At 43.5% G+C, this 17,474-nt stretch carries 9 protein-coding genes; 4 read left to right on the forward strand and 5 right to left on the reverse strand.

Annotated features, from left to right (window positions below; all coding sequences use genetic code 11):
- Positions 1-160: 160 nt before the first annotated feature.
- On the forward strand, positions 161-3,508 hold the full coding sequence (locus FGT79_RS24935) for a glycoside hydrolase family 9 protein (protein ID WP_138755552.1): 3,348 nt from the start codon (positions 161-163) through the stop codon (positions 3,506-3,508).
- Positions 3,509-3,720: 212 nt separating this feature from the next.
- Here the strand turns inward: FGT79_RS24935 and FGT79_RS24940 are convergent, their stop codons facing one another.
- From FGT79_RS24940 to FGT79_RS24960, 5 genes are all read right to left on the reverse strand, one after another.
- On the reverse strand, positions 3,721-5,133 hold the full coding sequence (locus FGT79_RS24940) for an S-layer homology domain-containing protein (protein ID WP_138755553.1): 1,413 nt from the start codon (positions 5,131-5,133) through the stop codon (positions 3,721-3,723).
- A 215-nt stretch (positions 5,134-5,348) separates the two neighbouring features.
- The gene (locus tag FGT79_RS24945) at positions 5,349-6,077 is read right to left on the reverse strand and encodes an AfsR/SARP family transcriptional regulator (protein ID WP_138755554.1); all 729 of its coding nucleotides are present in this window, start codon (positions 6,075-6,077) and stop codon (positions 5,349-5,351) included.
- A 223-nt stretch (positions 6,078-6,300) separates the two neighbouring features.
- Entirely contained in the window at positions 6,301-9,723 is a 3,423-nt protein-coding gene (locus FGT79_RS24950; RefSeq protein WP_138755555.1) for an S-layer homology domain-containing protein, read from the reverse strand.
- A gap of 415 nt (positions 9,724-10,138) precedes the next feature.
- Positions 10,139-12,121, reverse strand: coding sequence for an ABC transporter substrate-binding protein (locus FGT79_RS24955; protein WP_171056432.1), 1,983 nt, complete (start codon positions 12,119-12,121; stop codon positions 10,139-10,141).
- A gap of 208 nt (positions 12,122-12,329) precedes the next feature.
- The gene (locus tag FGT79_RS24960; protein WP_171056433.1) at positions 12,330-12,773 is read right to left on the reverse strand and encodes a GNAT family N-acetyltransferase; all 444 of its coding nucleotides are present in this window, start codon (positions 12,771-12,773) and stop codon (positions 12,330-12,332) included.
- A 479-nt stretch (positions 12,774-13,252) separates the two neighbouring features.
- On the opposite strand from FGT79_RS24960, the gene FGT79_RS24965 reads away from it, so the two are divergent.
- The 3 genes from FGT79_RS24965 (at position 13,253) to FGT79_RS24975 (ending at position 17,460) form a co-directional block, all read left to right on the forward strand.
- Positions 13,253-15,979 carry a DNA/RNA non-specific endonuclease gene (locus tag FGT79_RS24965; protein ID WP_138755558.1) on the forward strand — a complete coding sequence of 909 codons (2,727 nt, stop codon included), beginning with the start codon at positions 13,253-13,255 and terminating at the stop codon, positions 15,977-15,979.
- Between the two features lie 216 nt (positions 15,980-16,195).
- Positions 16,196-16,795 carry a molybdenum cofactor guanylyltransferase gene (gene mobA, locus FGT79_RS24970; protein WP_171056434.1) on the forward strand — a complete coding sequence of 200 codons (600 nt, stop codon included), beginning with the start codon at positions 16,196-16,198 and terminating at the stop codon, positions 16,793-16,795.
- A 122-nt stretch (positions 16,796-16,917) separates the two neighbouring features.
- Positions 16,918-17,460, forward strand: coding sequence for a hemerythrin domain-containing protein (locus FGT79_RS24975; protein WP_138755560.1), 543 nt, complete (start codon positions 16,918-16,920; stop codon positions 17,458-17,460).
- The last annotated feature ends 14 nt before the right edge of the window (positions 17,461-17,474 follow it).

Below are 17,474 nucleotides of genomic sequence, written 5' to 3' on the forward strand. Positions count from 1 at the left end.
GTTTCTTCTATATACTAGAGTCAACTTAGCGAATTAAAATTATGATATAAGAAAGCGTTTTCAATTGAAAGGGGTGATGGCGCGCAGCAGCCGCTAAGAAGTCGAGTGCGAATAAGATTCATAGGAAGCAGATCGTCAAACATTTGAAGGAGGAGAGCTAATGAGGAAAAAAGTAAGTTTAGTCCTTGCAATTACCATGTTTGTTACAATCTTATTTTCGAATCCAATCACGACGAACGCCGCTACCCCCGAAGCGCCAGCAGGGTGGAGAAATTTATTAGATTACACGATATTCAGCAATGTCACGGATGGCTGGGCAGGAGACAGCGGATTCGGATTGGAAACGGAGAATAGCAAACTGCCGATCGATTCGACAGTTACTTACAACGGATTGCCTTCTTTGTTGTTAAACACGAAGACGCCTACTAGCCCGTCCTGGTTCAATGCATTGATCACGGTTGCCGGCTGGAAAGCATATAACTTCACGCCGTATCATCCGAATGGTTTTCTTGAGTTTAATATTAAAGGTAATGCAGGCGGAGAGTCCTTCCTCCTTGGCTTTAAAGACCGAGTATTCGAGAGAGCTGCCGGCAATGAAATTACGACTACAGTAAACATTAATAGCTATGCCAGCATTACGACAGGCTGGACGCATGTGAAAATACCTTTAAAAGATGTAATTAATGTCACGCAAGGCATTGACCCAGCGTCCATTGATTCATTATCGATTAAAAACAATGGCTTCCAACCTTTGAAGGTCTGGCTCAATGATATTAAGGTTACCTCTCCTGATAAGGAGAAAGAATATGCGCCTATCAAGGTCAATCAAGTAGGGTATCCTGTAGACGGCAATAAGCAGGCACTCGTGACCGGGTTTGAGGATGTTCTCACTGTTGATGCGGGAACACCGTTTACCGTTGTTAACGCAACCACTAATACCACAGCATACACGGGTTCGCTTGTGCTTACCGATAATTATGAAGCCATAGATAGCGGAGAGCGAATTTTCACGGCTGACTTTACGAATTTCACCGTACCCGGCAACTATTATGTGAAGGTGCAGGGTCTTCAGAATTCTCCTAAATTCACGATTGGCGATGCTAATGCGATATACGAACCCTTCCTAGTTGATGTCTCCAGATACTTCTATCACCAGAGGACAGGTATTAATATTACTAGTCCGTACACGCAAGATTATCAAAGAACGGATTTCACGCCAGATACAGCGGTTCCTTTGATGTCCAACCCTTCTATTAAGAAGGACGTTTCCAAAGGCTGGTATGATGCGGGCGATAAAGGCAAGTACGTAAATGCTGGCGCCAAAGCCTTGTCTGATCTCTTCTGGGCGTATGAAGTGATGCCAGAGAAATTTACGGATGGTCAATTTAATATTCCAGAGAGCGGAAACGGTATTCCTGATATTCTGGACGAGTCACGTTGGGAACTGGAATGGATACTGAAAATGCAGGATGCGGCAAGCGGCGGCTTCTATGCTCGCGTGACCTTCCAAGACGATGACAACTTAGTAGACAGACAAATTATTGATAAAGATACGGTAAGCTCACGGACAGCTATTAAAACGACTGCGGACACGGCTACTGCAGCAGGTGTACTCGCACATGCTTACGTAATTTATCAAACTATCGACCCGACTTTTGCGCAGCAATGTCTGAATGCGGCAATTGCGGCATGGGGTTATTTGGAGGCACATCCGGAAAATATCCGCACGCCTAATACGGGCAGATGGCCATACGACGTTACGGATGATGCATCGAACCGTCTGTGGGCTGCAGGCTCCCTGTATCGATCCACAGGTGATGCCAAATACAACACATATTTCCTTGCAAACTACACGAATATGGCGGTATATTTCGAGGATACTCTTGATTTCGCCAGCGGTTGGGCGAACACCTGGCAAACAGGATTTTTCAGTTATATGAAAGCGGCTAATAAGAATGCTGCAGTCGTAAGTTGGTATACGACCAAATTCCAGCAATGGTTCAATGATAAAGTAACCAGAGTCAACGATAGCTCTTGGAATAGCATTGTAAAAGACGGTAACTACTATTGGGGAATTACTATGCAGTATGTGGATACACCAATGGAAATGATCATTGGTACCAATTTGCTCGGAACCTTCGAGAGCAAACGCGCGATTATCAATGAGGTTACCTATAGCCAGCTAGACTGGATTCTTGGACAGAACCCAGTAGGCGTATCTTTTGTATCAGGGTATGGCGATAACGCCGTACAGTATCCGTTTAGTATTTTGTACAGAACAGATAATTTACCTGGGGTACCTAAGGGCTTCCTGGTAGGAGGTCCGAATAGATACTCCAACGATGCAGCAGTAGGGAATCAGATATCAAGATTTGCGGCTAAAAACTATCATGATAATTTCCAAGAATGGACAACAAACGAGCATACCGTTTATTGGAATTCGGGACTGGTGTTTGTTGCCGCATACGCAACAGGATCCGTAAATAACTCGACGATTAGTCCAACGACCAGTGCCTTCGACAAGAAAACCGTAGCACAGACGAATATTCCGGTGACGCTGACGTTGAACGGCAACACGCTTACTGGTATTAAGAACGGCACGGCGTCGCTAATTGCGGGCACGGACTATACAGTTGCAGGTAACACGGTCACACTTCAAAAAACCTATCTCGCTCAGCAGCCGATTGGAACGACGAATTTAACTTTCCTGTTTAGCGCGGGTTCCTCTGCTGCGCTATCCATCGCAGTGAATGATTCGTCAATTGCCAACTCGACGATTAGTCCGACGACTGCTTCCTTTGATAAGAAAACGGCAGCTCAGGCGAACATTCCGGTGACCTTGACGCTGAACGGAAATACGTTGACCAACATTAAGAATGGCACAGCTACTCTAGTTGCCGGAACGGACTACACGGTATCGGGCACGACGGTGACGATCCAGAAAGCCTATTTGGCTGCACAATCGGTGGGAACAACGACGCTGACATTCAGCTTCAGCGCAGGAGCAAGTAAAGCTCTTGCAATTTCAGTCGTAGATACCACTGCTAGCGGAAGCGGGTTAATCAAGGTGCAGCAGTACAATTCCACCGTTGCAGCTTCGACAAATACGCTAAATCCGAAGCTCAAGCTGATCAACACGGGTACTTCCTCCATTAATTTGTCCGACGTGAAGCTGCGTTATTATTACACAATTGATGGGGAGAAAGCTCAAAGTTTCTTCTGCGATTGGTCTACTATTGGTAATAGCAATGTAACGGGCACCTTTGTCAAGCTGGCAACTCCCGTGACTGGAGCTGACCATTATCTAGAGGTCGGCTTTACGAGCGGAGCAGGAAATTTGGCTGCGGGAGCTAGTATTGAGATTCAGATACGTGTGTCCAAGACAGATTGGACGAATTACACGCAGACGGGTGATTACTCTTTCGATTCGACTCATACGGCTTATGCGGATTGGAGTAAAACGACTGGCTATATCTCAGGTGCTCTCCAGTGGGGAATTGAGCCCTGAACGAAGTAGGACAGAACTCATGATGGGAAGTATATTAAGAATAAACGAATGAATAGAATAGGAATTAGATTGGGGTCGTTCTGAAGCTTGATTTCAGGACGGCCCTTTTATATGGTGCGACATAAGTGGAGCATGTACGAAAAGAAAAACAGGCCTTACCCGATTATTCAGGGTAGGCCTGTTCGTTTAGAATAGATAATATTTTATGTTGCTTAAGGAATAGGTATAATGATAGGTCCACACATTATTGGATTAATTATGCATGGATTTGGCATTGGCGGTATTACTATAACGACTGATTCAGTAGACTGGAATGTATATCCGACTACTTTACCTTCGCTATCAACAGCCGCGATTGCGACGTTATTTGGATGTTCATAATAAGTGCCAGATACGCCTGGTTCACCACCGAATATTGCACCGACAGGAGGCGTTCCAGCAATTAAATCAGCACCGGATTTAACTTCCCAGGAAACCGCATCAGGAAGCCCAACGATTGGAAATAACTTGAGGCTCAAGACGCCGCCTGGTGAAGTATCGTGTTTCGTAAAATTGAAAGAGGGTGTTGTTATGGTTTCAGGTGCTTCTAAGAAGATATTGCTGAATTTCACTACAGTTCCAGTGCTGTCCACTTCGTATAAGCCAATGTAATGCATAAGCGTAATATCCGAAATGTCTGTGCCTGCCGTGTAATTGTTCAAATCGTCTATTGTAGATACGTTTGTACCGGCAATCGGTTCAGAGATTGGGGTAGCGCTTCTTGCAATTCTCAAGCTGTGATCCTGATTATGCTCGTAATCAATAGCTACTGAACTCAAGGTGCTGCCAACTTTAAGCGTATAATCAATCGCTGACACTTCAGGAGCCGCTGTAGGTGACACTGTAGGTGACGGTGTCGCTGTAGGTGCTTGTGTAGGTGCCTGTGTCGGCACAGGTGTAGGTACTGGCGTAGCCGTTGGAGTCGGCGATGGCTGAAGTTCCACGAATTTTTCTTTGGCTTCATACGCGCCAGTGACCAATAGGTCTCTTGTTGCTTTAGTAGAGCCACCGAATGTTCCATCTGCATTGTTATTCAGAATCTTAAGCTGTAAGGCAAGTTCAACATAGCCTTTTGCCCAGTCAGATACCGTATTATCATTAACGCCAGGCTTTGATTCCGCTTCGTCGCGTTTGCCAAGTCCGCGAACGAGGAAAGTGGCTAATTGCTCTTTGCTCACCTTGCCGGCTGGATTAAAGGCACTTTCGCTAACGCCATCTGTAATGCCGGATTTTTTAAGAGCTTCGATATAAGGCAAGGCATAACCGTTAGCAGGATCGTCTGATTTCACATCTGTGAAGCTAGACTGCTTCAAGTTTGAATCAACATCTAACTCATAGATTAACGCGGCTACTTTTGCGAATTGTGCGCGATTCATTTCTTCCTTCAAGCCAAATTTTCCTTCGGCGACACCATCAAAGATTCCAGCACTAATCAATGCATCGAACTTAGCTTTGGTGGCTGCGTCCAAGTCCTTTAAATCATTGAAGTCGGCGGATGTTTTAGCTAGTGCAGGAACTGGTGTGAATGCAAGCGCAGAAGAGCTAAGCAAAGCTGCGAGACTAATGGTGATCCATTTCTTCTTCATAATCAAACTCCTATTCATATGTAATAGTTATCAAACGTAGCTCTATTCTATCAAAAGGACAATAAACAAGAATTTAAGGAATTTGAGGAAAAATAGCGCTAAAAGGGCTGATAGATATGGGTTTTAAAAGACAAATCTATTAAAGTTCCATAATTTTCAATTTGTCGAAAGAAGTAGATATTTTGACTATATTGATGTCGAATCATATAAAAGTGCTAAATCATGATATGCAGCATCCGTTTAATCTCATCCCCGGGTTTCTCGTGGTATTCACGCCGTAACATCCGCTTAAGCGCATCATATTGTTTGAGCGCAGCGAGGCGGTCATAGCCGTTCAGATGTGCTTGTATGAGCAAGACATGCAGCGCTTCATTCCAAGGGATGAATTTGAGTGCTTTTTTGAGAAGTTTAACGGAGGCAGAGTAGTTCGCTTCTCTTACATAATAGTGATTCATCCCAATGACAAGCTCTAGGTACTTGTTCTCGAATAAAGCTCGGCGCTGTTCGGTCCAGCTGTAATCCTTGCTCATAAAGTATCCGCCGACATAGAGCTTGGCCATATTCTCACAGCCGGCAATATTGCTGGAATCAATGGTCTTGCAGGAATGCAGCCAGTCTTCAAAGGAAAGCGAGTCGATATCAAAGGCTTCCGCCCGAATATAATACTTCCCCTTGTTATGCTGCAGTATATCAGCTAATCCAATATGCAATAAGCTGTTGCGGAGATAATGTGTCGTTGTGTTGAAATAAGCGGATGTTTTTGCAGCATCATTGCCCCACAAAGCGTCCATAATTCGCGAGCGGTCTACAGCCTCTCCGCGGTGATGGACGAGATAGGCCATTAGCTCTTCGGCTTTGGAGGTACGCCACTTCACGGGCTCCCCGCTTGGGGCAAGCAATACAAAATGCCCGAAGCATCGAATCTTAGCTTGATTAACTAGCATTTGCGGGGCCTCCTAGCGCACATTTCTGCTCAAAATATTCACCATAAGTGTAGCATCGTACAAGCATATCTCCAAGCAAAAAAACGCTTTCTTTCGACATGGACCGCGTCAATTTCGTATAGTGGTCGACTATATAAAAAAGGAAGAGATCGTTAGAGCTCGATCTCTTCCTTTTAATCCATTATTTCAGATGAATACCTATGGAAATCGTGTAGCTTAACACTTATTCCTCAGTTGGAGCTGCATAATCAATTGCACGAAGAATGAGTGTAAGTGCTTCTGCTCTTGATGCTTCAAGGTTAGGTCCGAACTCTGTTTCGGTTTTCCCCTTAATCAAACCATGCTTCAAAGCTGTAGCTACGTATGCTTTCGCAAATTGCGGAATGTTTTGTGAATCATCAAACGTTAAAGAGTCAGCAGGTTCTAATTCAAGTCCAAGTGCACGAACAATCATGACAACCATTTCAGAACGTGAAATATTGGAAGCAGCTCTGAAAGTGTTATCCTCATATCCACTAATAATGCCTGCTGCAACAACTTGCTGAATCAAGGATTGTGCCCATGCAGGAATATTATTATTATCTGAGAATGTAACCGTTTCTGTTGCGCTATCAAGCTTAAAGGCACGAGCAATAAGTGTAGTAAATTCAGCACGATTAATAGTAGCATTCGGTTTAAACGTACCATCTGTATAACCATTTGTAATGCCAAGAGCTACAGCGCGTTCGATTTCCGTTGCTGCCCAGTGTGTTTGAACATCATTAAACTTAGGACCTTCTGTGACCGGACTCGGTGTTGGAGTCGGGCTAACAGTAGGACTCGGGCTCGGACTTACAGTTGGGCTCGGAGTGGAAATTGGATTCGGGTTACTAGTAGGGCTCGGGCTAACAGTCGGTTCATTCGCAACTGCTGTTGTTAGCGCCGACAACTGTGCTTGAAGCTCAGCTTCACGTGATAGCAGATGATCTACTTCACTTGCAGCTGTAATGGCTTCAGTTAATGCATTGCTCTTGTTTGTTATCGCGTTTGCTTCTACTAGTTTAGCCTTCAATGCAGCTCTAGTTTCCGCTGTAGCATCTTGGTTAATTACGATGTAAGTAGGGTGATCACCTTGACGTCCGCCTGCAGTATAAGTAATTCTTCCAACTAGTGGTTCAGTGAAGCTGTTAATCGGGTAGTCAAAAACATTAGCTGTTATAACATTCTCATCATTGTAAACAGAAGATACTACCGTCGGAGTTACGCCATCAAGCTCAAGCTTCAAATTAATGGATGATTGCAACACGCTTACGCGTAAATATTTCTGACCATTGAATTCATACGTTTTTGCATCGTAGTAGTTGTTTCCAACAGTGCTATCAAAAGATACATTTTTGTCTGAGAGTTTTACATAGTTCAATGTAGCAGCTGCTAATTCCACGGAATCTTTTCCAATGGCTGTCGTTAATGCAGCTAGCTGTGCTTGTAGCTCGGCTTCACGTGACAGCAAGTGATCTACTTCATTTGCAGCTGTAATAGCTTCAGCTAATGCATTGCTTTTGTTTGTTATTGCAATGGCTTCTGCTAGCTTAACCTTCAATGCAGCTCTCGTCTCAGCTGTAGCATCGTGATTAATCAAAATGTAAGTAGGATGGTTACCTTGGAAGCCGCCAGCACTGTAAGTAATTCTACCGACTATTGGAGCTGTAAAGCTCTCGACTGGATAGTCAAAAACTTTTGCAACAGCGACGTTGTCGTCATTGTAAATCGTATTTACTTCTGTCGATGTTACACCGTCAATGACAAGCTTCAAGTTAATCGCTGATTCCAATACGCTTACGCGTAGATACTTCTGCCCGTTAAGCTCGAAGGTTTTTGCATCGTAATAATTGTTGCCAACAGTACCATCATACGATACTTTTTTATCTGTGTATTTTACATAGTTCAATGTAGCATTAATTAGTTCCACTGATTCTTTTCCAATGGCTGTAGTTAGTGCTGTGAGCTGTGCCTGAAGCTCAGCTTCACGTGATAGCAAGTGATCTATGGCATTTGCAGCTGTAATAGCCTGAGATAGTGCAATACTTTTGTTTTCAAGGGCATTTGCTTCTACGAGCTTAGCCTTTAATGCTGCTCTTGTATTAGCTGTAGCATCTTGATTGATGATGATATAAGTAGGGTGGTTACCTTGGAAGCCGCCAGCACTGTAAGTAATTCTACCGACGATTGGAGCAGTAAAGCTTTCAATTGGATAGTCGAATATTTTTGCAATAGCAATGTTGTCGTCATTATAAATCGTGTTTACCTCTGTAGCAGTTACACCATCAATGACAAGCTTCAAGTTAATCGCTGATTCCAACACGCTTACGCGCAAATACTTCTGACCGTTCAGTTCAAAGGTTTTCGCATCGTAATAGTTGCTTCCAACGGTACCATCATAAGATACATTTTTGTCTGAGTATTTTACATAGTTCAATGTCGCAGCGGTTAGTTCCACGGATTCCTTTGCAATGGCTGTAGTTAGCGCAGTTAGCTGTGCTTGAAGCTCAGCTTCACGAGATAGTAAATGATCAACGCCACTTGCTACTAAAATCGCTTGAGTTAATGCAGTACTTTTGTTTTCGGTCGCATTCGCTTCTACGAGCTTAGCCTTCAATGCAGCTCTCGTATCAGCTGTAGCATCTTGATTGATTATGATATACGTAGGGTGGTTTCCTTGGAAGCCGCCAGCACTGTAAGTAATTCTACCGGCTAATGGAGTGGTAAAGCTCTCGATTGGATAGTCGAACACTTTTGCAGTTACGACGTTGTCATCGTTGTAAACAGAGGACACTACTGTCGGAGTTACTCCATCAATGACAAGCTTTAAATTGATTGCTGATTCCAATACGCTTACACGTAAATATTTCTGTCCATCCAATGCATAGGTTTTCGCATCGTAATAGTTGCTGCCAACTGTACCATCATACGACACATTTTTGTCTGAGTATTTTACATAGTTCAATGTCGCGGCGGTTAGTTCCACGGATTCCTTTGCAATGGCTGTAGTTAGCGCAGTTAGCTGTGCTTGAAGCTCAGCTTCACGTGAGAGCAAGTGATCAACGCTATTTGCTACTGCAATGGCTTGAGTTAAAGCATTGCTTTTGTTTGTAATCGCATTGGCTTCTAAGAGCTTAGCCTTTAATGCGGCTCTCGTATTAGCTGTAGCATCTTGATTAATTACGATATACGTAGGGTGGTTACCTTGGAAGCCGCCAGCACTGTAAGTAATTCTACCGGCTAATGGAGCAGTAAAGCTCTCGATTGGATAGTCAAACACTTTTGCAGTTACGACGTCGTCATCATTGTAAACAGATGACACTACTGTCGGAGTCACACCGTCAATTTCAAGCTTTAAATTAATTGCTGATTCTAATACACTTACGCGAAGATACTTCTGTCCACTAAGCTCATAGGTTTTCGCATCGTAATAGTTGCTGCCAACGGTGCCGTCATACGATACATTTTTGTCAGCGTATTTCACGTAGTTTAAAGTCGCAGGAGTGAGCTCCAATTGCGCTGCATTCACAGTCGCTGAAAAACCTGAAAGCAAAGAAACGAATAATGAAATTAAAATGGCGATGGATATCTTCTGCTTTACATTTGTTCCCAATACACTACCCAACATGTTGTTAATCTCTCCTTATGTAAAATGAATAAATACAGGGTGACAATTCAAAGTACTAATGATTATCATTATCAATAAGTGGTCAAAAAAAAACCGCTCTTTAAAAAGATAAGTTTTAATGCGGTACTAGAATTGCCTAGATACAGCCTTTAACACAAGACTGCATTATGAATATTAAATTAAATTTCGTAAAGGAGTCAATTCTTTTTTGTCACTATTAAATATTTAAATACATGACATGAAATGTAAAGCTTGTTTATTATTCATTCCTTTTATATTTAATGTAGTAGCTTAATTTGAAAAATAGAATTTCGATAGCAGGGCAATGGAGGGTGGATAATCGGGAGAAAAAAAGATTCTATCCTTCCGATATGAGAACGAAAGGATAGAATAGTTAACGGGGTTTATTTTTACATTATGGCTTGAAAAGCTCAACGGAATCCTTAAGTAATCCATCTGAAGCTAACACGGTATATGACCACCATTTATCATAGGGTACTTCATGTACTTTGTTATTTTTGACTGCTTGGAGCCCTTTCCAAATGGCCGATTCTTGCATGATTTTATAGTTTTCTTCAGAGCCTGCTTCTACATCGGATACCATCACAATAAGGTGATCGGCATCATACTCGGGCAATACTTCTAATGAAAGCTTGTCCGTATAAACAAATTCTTTTTTTCCTTCGTCGATCTTTTGTTGAATAGCTGGAAGCGGTTTTATTCCCAGCAGATCATAAATGACATGACCGACATTCCGATTGCCGACAACCTGGAAGGAATCCTTATAGATCCAAAGAATGGAGACCGTTTCGTCAGGTTGAACCGATTGTTGAACTTCTAATTTAGCCTTTTCTGCTTTTTCGTGATGGGTTTTAATCCATTCGTCAGCTTCAGCGGTTTTCCCCACAATGCCGGCTACCTGCTTCAGTTGATCATAAATATCTTGTCCTTGCCAAAGAAATGTAGCTGTTGGTGCAATCTTCGCAAGCTGCTCATAAACTTCAGTATCGATGTAGTCTGCGGCTAGAATTAGATCTGGGTTTAAATCAGCGATTGCCTCATAATTGGGTGGATAGTCCCCAACGATATTAATTTTGTCCGGATAGTTGCTCAAGTAGTAATCCGGCGCTACTTCGTAAGAGGGAGCACCAATTGGCTGGACACCTAATGCGAGCAGTGGAGAGGCGGCACCCATCGCATAAATTTTTTGCGGGTTAACCGGAATTTGACGTTCTCCAAACTTATCACTGTAGCTTTTTGTACTCGTTTCTGCAGACTCTTCCACTGCATTGGCAGTTTGTTCAGGTGAGGGAACGGTTCCCTCATTCGTAACAGTTGAATTAGCTGGCGAATTGCCTGTTGCATTACCGCAGGCCCCAAGCAGGACTGCGAAGCAAATGAACATTACAGCAGCAATAGATGGTTTAGATGACTTAAACATGGTTGCTTCTTCCCTTCGATGATATTTCAATTGATTATGATAACCGTTATCAATATAGCATCGAGGTAAAGCAGACACAACGACTCCATCGGAACTACTCGATGACAATTTCGGAACTGTATTACGCGTAGTATTGTCCATTCTATACTGCAAGGGCGACATTCCAAGATGGTTCTTGAACACTCGGCTCAATGCCCGTGCATCGGAATAGCTTACTCTTTCGGCAATTTCATGCAAGCTCATGTCAGAATGACTCAGCAAGTATACAGCATGATCCATACGAATCTGTCTCAGTACACGGATAGGGCTATCCTGCAGCTTCTGGCTGAATAGCTTGTTCAAATAACGAGTGCTGCAATTCAGCGCATCTGCTATCATTTCGATTGTAATCGGTTTATTGTAATGATCGTTCATATAACGAATAGCTTGGTCCAGTAAATTGGGTCTCATTGGAATGATATCTTGTCGCTGCATTTGCCATAGAAGATGGTAAACAAAATGATAAAAGGTCGATTTGACATGCAGGCGTTCAAGCTGTGTCGATGCTTTCCAGGCAAGGTACATTTGTTCCATTGTACTTCGCAGTTCTGCTGGATAAATCGGAGCGTACCCATATGGCTGAAGAGGAGGATCTAATGCTTCGGCATGCTTAGGGGAGGACGAATCTCTCGTCGGATTTCGTTCCGCTCGGTACAATAGAATATAGTATTCTAGAAAATCCGATGCTTCTATGACGAGCTCCATCCCTTTGGCGCCATGCAGCAAATAATTACTGCTTGCCCGGTGCAACTGCTCGTCCAGCCATATAACACCGCTTCCTCTAGTGATGTAAATATAACTGCTTGTCGGCAAGCGATAACGAGTCCTTTCTCTGCTTGGTTCTATCCTTATATACCGTATATCCCGAATGGTCACATTCGCTTCATTCCAGAATCCATAATAATCATGAGTACTCATGTAGCGGGCTCCTTTCATGTTAAATGATAAATATATGAACTAAAGAGATAGGTATTTAAGTTTAAAGGGACTTTTCTACCTGTTTCATTCCGTTTTGACTGCTTATATCGTATTGGATCGGAATAATGAAGTAAAGCCCATTCGTCCCATACAGAAAAGGCTGCCGAGCATGTCGGCAACCAGTGTAATTAATATCTATACAGGTTCTTCATTTTACTCGTAAACGGACTACCACTTCACCATCGATTATATGTCCAGTTTTCTTAAATCCAACTTGCTCATACAAGCTTCCAGCAGCTTTATTATCGGGTTTGAAGCTCGTAATGATTTCCGAACTGCAATCTGGTTTATTACGAATTAGTTCTATTCCTTTTAGTAATGTTGCTCTCCCCAATCCATTTCCTTGATAGTGCTTATCGATCATTAATCGAACAATCCAATAGCTCTGATCCGAAGGATCCTTACCAAACATAAAGAAACCAATCATATGGCTATCTAAGTATACGGCTTTTGGAACGTAGGAGTTGTCAAAGCTGGCCTCAATAATGGAATACCAATTTGGAGCAACATATTGAACTTGTTCGTCATGCAGCTTGAGCTGGATACACTCTTCCCAGTTGCTTTTTGAAATATCTTTGAACGCTATTTCCATGCAGTTACCTCCCATGTTTTGTTGCAGGAGGATCATTTATCTAAGTAGTAAGAATCCTCCTGTTTTTAAAACCACCGAATGGCAGCATTTATCACAACGAATACTTGATTTTTGCATAGAACATCACTCCTTTCAGGTATGAAGAAGAATACGCTTCTTAAGCTAAATTCCCATCCAATTAGACTATACGATATAACCAAATGGATTTCTGGTAAAAAATAACTATAACTGAGTGTGGCTAACTAAGCCATCAGCACGTAAGCACCCATATAGATCCAACACTCGAGTCGCAGGCTGCTGGTCCGTCAGGGACATTGCTGGTTTTGTATATTTTGACTGCGTTGATGTCGTTCGAGTGGCTGGAGGCATTATTTGTTGTTCTTTCCTTTCTTCGTATCATTGGACGAGACAAATCGGATGAAATCTCTTATGATTTTAAAGGATAGGAAAATAAAGGAGCTATAAGGGAGTCATCCAATATGTTCGCGAAATCCCAACCTAAAACGGAAGCGAAAACCGTGTCCCAGCATGCGGAACAGCCATCAAGTCCAGTGGGACAGATGGAAACGGCAAGCGGTATTCTACTTAGCGCTCAAGAGATGATGCAGCTACAGAAAAGCTTCGGAAATAGAGCGGTACAGCGTATGATTCAAGGTTCAATTCCAAAAAACAAGGTGCCGGATGTGAAAGAACAGCAGCCTAGCGGTCAGTCGGCTATGCCAAGCGAATCTGAGATGCAGGAAGAAGTGGGCGAGAAGGAGCTTGAAGAGGTGGAAGTGCAAGCGATGTTTCTTGATGATATCTTAGCGATGCAGCCTACTGATTCCAAGCGCTCGCGAGAAGAGATGGAACGCGACATTCGCCTTGCTCAGTCAACGGTCGATAAGGTCATTGCGAAGTGCGACAATTTAGACGAGGTCAGTGCTTATTTCCCACTGCTGCAGCTGCGGTTTGGCTTGAAGCAAATCGGATTTAAAGATTTAGGTACACCTAATGCGCAGGTCGCCATGGAAATTAATCCGAAAGGCGCCTGTTTATTTACGAATAACAACGAATTTGAGCTGAATAAAGGTGATTCACATGGTATGCCGGATAAGCAGGACGTGAAGTTTAAGACGGGAAAAAGCACAACAGGTCATACATGGGCAAAGGAAATGATCGCTAGCCAGTTAGGGCCTAATCATCCGCAGGGCTTCGGTCCAGCAGATCAGCGGAACCTGATGCGGCATTTGCCGACCAATCGTAAAAAACATCCAGGTCTAGAAAATCGGTACATTCGCGGACATTTGCTTAATGACAGTCTAGGCGGTCCGGGCTATGAGCAAAATTTATTTCCGATTACGGAAAGGGCTAACAAAGATCATGAGCACTTCGTTGAAAGCCAAGTGAAATCATGGGTAAACGAATCGGGCCATTTTGTTTATTATCATGTGGAAGTGAAAAATATTAGCGAAAAAATAGATAAAACGCTTACCGACGATTCTAGCAATTATGTCGATGCAGATCTGCATTGTGAAGCTTATGTGCTCTCGGTGAATGGCGGGCGTTCGAAGTTGTCCAAATATGTCAATTGCGTCATCAAGTCCAAGCATGGCGTTGTCCAAGCACCTCAGGATTTAGGAGTCGCGACAATAGCAGGAGCCGACAATCCTGATGCGAGCCACAAAAAATTCGTCGACAACAAATGGGTCGAGTTATCGGTGACCAAAAACAAGGGAGCAAAGGGCTATGATCCGGTCATCGAAGAAGTGGCAGATGGCATTATGGAATTCTATAATGAGGTCAAAAAAATGATCGACAAGCAGCAAACGATTATTTCGACGCTCGCTCAATTGGTAGGAAAGGACTTGAAAAAGGTCACCCCGATTAATCTAGGCTTCGTGCTTAAAGCGATTATTCTAGATTCCCAAGGAGACTCGAAAGGGATAGCAGAGCTTCGCGGCTCCAACTTCGCCAGTGTTGGAGCATGGAATCATATCACGAATGAGCTTTCCAAGAAGAAAGAGGATATTGCCGATATGTTAGACGCATTGACGCATGTAATCGATGAGTATCACAAATTGAGTGCAGCAGAGATTGAATGGCTGGGTCAACATGAGTATACATGCTACACTAAGCTTGTATTTACAAGAATGCTGGATCATTATTCGGATGTGGACAAGCGAATTCTGAATATGAAGGAAGCTATGTACACCTTAGGCTGGCAGGCTGCTCGGATCGATAATAAGAATAAGTTAATCAGTGATTTTTTTGACGCAGGGTATAAAGATTATTTGGACGGTTTCGCACGCGCAGAAAGTGGAGCCGATTGCAACAAAGATCAACTAGGTTACGAAACAGGTCATCAGGATTATTTGGACGGTCTTGCGGCAGCGCAGGCGGCAATTGCTCCTGCATCCAACTATCAAGCTTATCTAGCAGCTTATGATGAATATAATGATGGATTGGTCAAAGCGCGGCAAGGACATGATCCTGCTAATCCAAACAAGGCGCGGGTGGCTGCGCACGACGAATATACAAACGGCAGGAAGGACGCGGACGGCGATCAGATGAAACAGCACAATACGGCTGCCTACTTAGCTGGTTATGAGGACTATGAGGCTGGTTTGACCGATAATCAGGCAGGAAGCGATGCACAGCAGACCCATTATGCTTACAAATGGGCGTTCGATGAATATGAAGAAGGACGGCTTGGTATATCACAACGTGGGGAAGCTGCTCCGGCTCGCGACGGACGGGCTTATGAAGCAGGCTTCAGCGATTATGAGAGTGGCTGGGTCGATGCTGAGAACGGCATGAATGGTCCGCCAGCGGGGCACAAGGCTTATCAATTAGGTTTTAACAATTATGAGAGCGGTCTGGGGGATGCAGAAGCGAGTATTGTGAAGAGGAATACGGCGTCCGCTTATACGGCAGCCTACGACGACTACTGTGAAGGATTCGAGGATGCTCAGTCTGACAACGGTCAGAATGGCAATACCGCAGCGTACACGAATGGCTATAATGAATACTATGATGGAATGAATGACGCTAGCAATCAATTAGGCTATCAGAATGGGAATCGGGCATACATGGAAGGATATTTAGAGTTCGAAGAGGGAGCATCAGATGCGGAAATGCGCGATGAAGCGGGTAGTGATACCGTGGCGTATATGGAGGGCTACAACAGTGTAGACTTTTCAACCAAAAAAGTAAAAACGCAATGATGCCGCAGAGGTTTGTCTCATTACAAAGGTTGGGCAGAGGTAAAGGATTGAAATACATAGATGAAGCCTTCCTGGATAACTTGTTCAGGAGGGCTTTTTTTGATGTTGTACGTGTAAAGTATGCGATGTGATAAACGTCACAGCGGGCAAGTTAAATGAGATGATTTAATGAGAGTAGTAATATGCATAAGAATCAGAATAGGAGAAGTGATTGCGATGCTTTCGGGAGTAGTCTTGGCAGGAGGAGCAAATCGTCAATTAAATGGGGAGATGAAGGCACTCCTTCCTTTTGGCGGACAACCAATGATTGCGAGGCAATTGGATCGAATGCGGGAGATATGCGATGAACTGATTGTCGTAACCCATGATCCTACCCCTTTTTTAAATATAGTTAATCGATCTGTACGCATTATTACCGATTTTTATGTCGGTCAAGGCCCTCTTGGGGGCATGCACGCAGCTTTGTCCCTCGCAAAGCACGATTCTGTGTGGGTTGTCGGGTGTGACATGCCTTTCATATCTAGTAAAGCGGCTGAGTTATTGCTAGGAAGGAAACGCGATGGTTATGAAGCGGTCGTTCCTGTAATAGCCGGGAAACGTTATCCCTTACACGGTATCTATGATCGGACATGTGCTACATATATTGTTCCACTTCTTGGTCAGGGGGAAACGCAGCTTTCTGCGTTGCTAAAGCATGTTTCCTTGGGAGAGCGGGATGATTCGTATTGGAACAAAAACGGTGTTGACTTGAATTTTGTAGCCAGCATAAAAAAGATGGACGATTATGAGGTCATGCAGCGGTTGGAAGTGAACTAATATATGCCTGAGGAAATACCCATATCGGCGGATAGTGTGATCTACCGCACAGCTAGAATTGGCTTGCGCTCATATACTTATACAATAAGGTGAATTGAACTAAGTATTTGGAGGGATTTGGAATGGAGGTAAATGTCTTAAACAATGGTTCAGGGCTTGCATCATCTAACCCGGCTATGATTTCCTTTGCAACCGACCGATTGAAGGAGGAGCATCAGCACTTACGAAATCAATTGAAAATGTTTGAATCGCATGCCAAGGAAGTCATTCTAATTGACGATACAGAGAAGGGCTTGCAAATCCTTCAGCAACTGAAAGGCGAACTGCCTCTCTTTATGGATGATCTGGAGCAGCATTTCGCTTGGGAGAAACAAGATTTATTCCCGTTCCTTATGTCTTATTTCAACCGAGAGCCCGTTCCTACGATACGGCCATCCTTATGGGTGCTCGAGAAGGACCATCAACTGAGCGTTTCCTTTATCCATTCGTTCGACGAGGCGGTAATAGATAGTCAATCGACAGCCGTCAAAAAACAGCTTTCGGAAGCAGCGGCTCATCTCGTTCAAGCTTGTCTATTATTGAATGATCATTTCACGATGGAAGAACAAGTGATTTTCCCCCTAACAGAGAAAATTTTATTGGATTTAGAATCCTTTTTTTCATAGACGATGTACATCAG

The sequence above is a fragment of the Paenibacillus sinopodophylli genome (assembly GCF_005930355.1).
GTDB classification, from domain to species: Bacteria; Bacillota; Bacilli; order Paenibacillales; family Paenibacillaceae; genus Pristimantibacillus; species Pristimantibacillus sinopodophylli.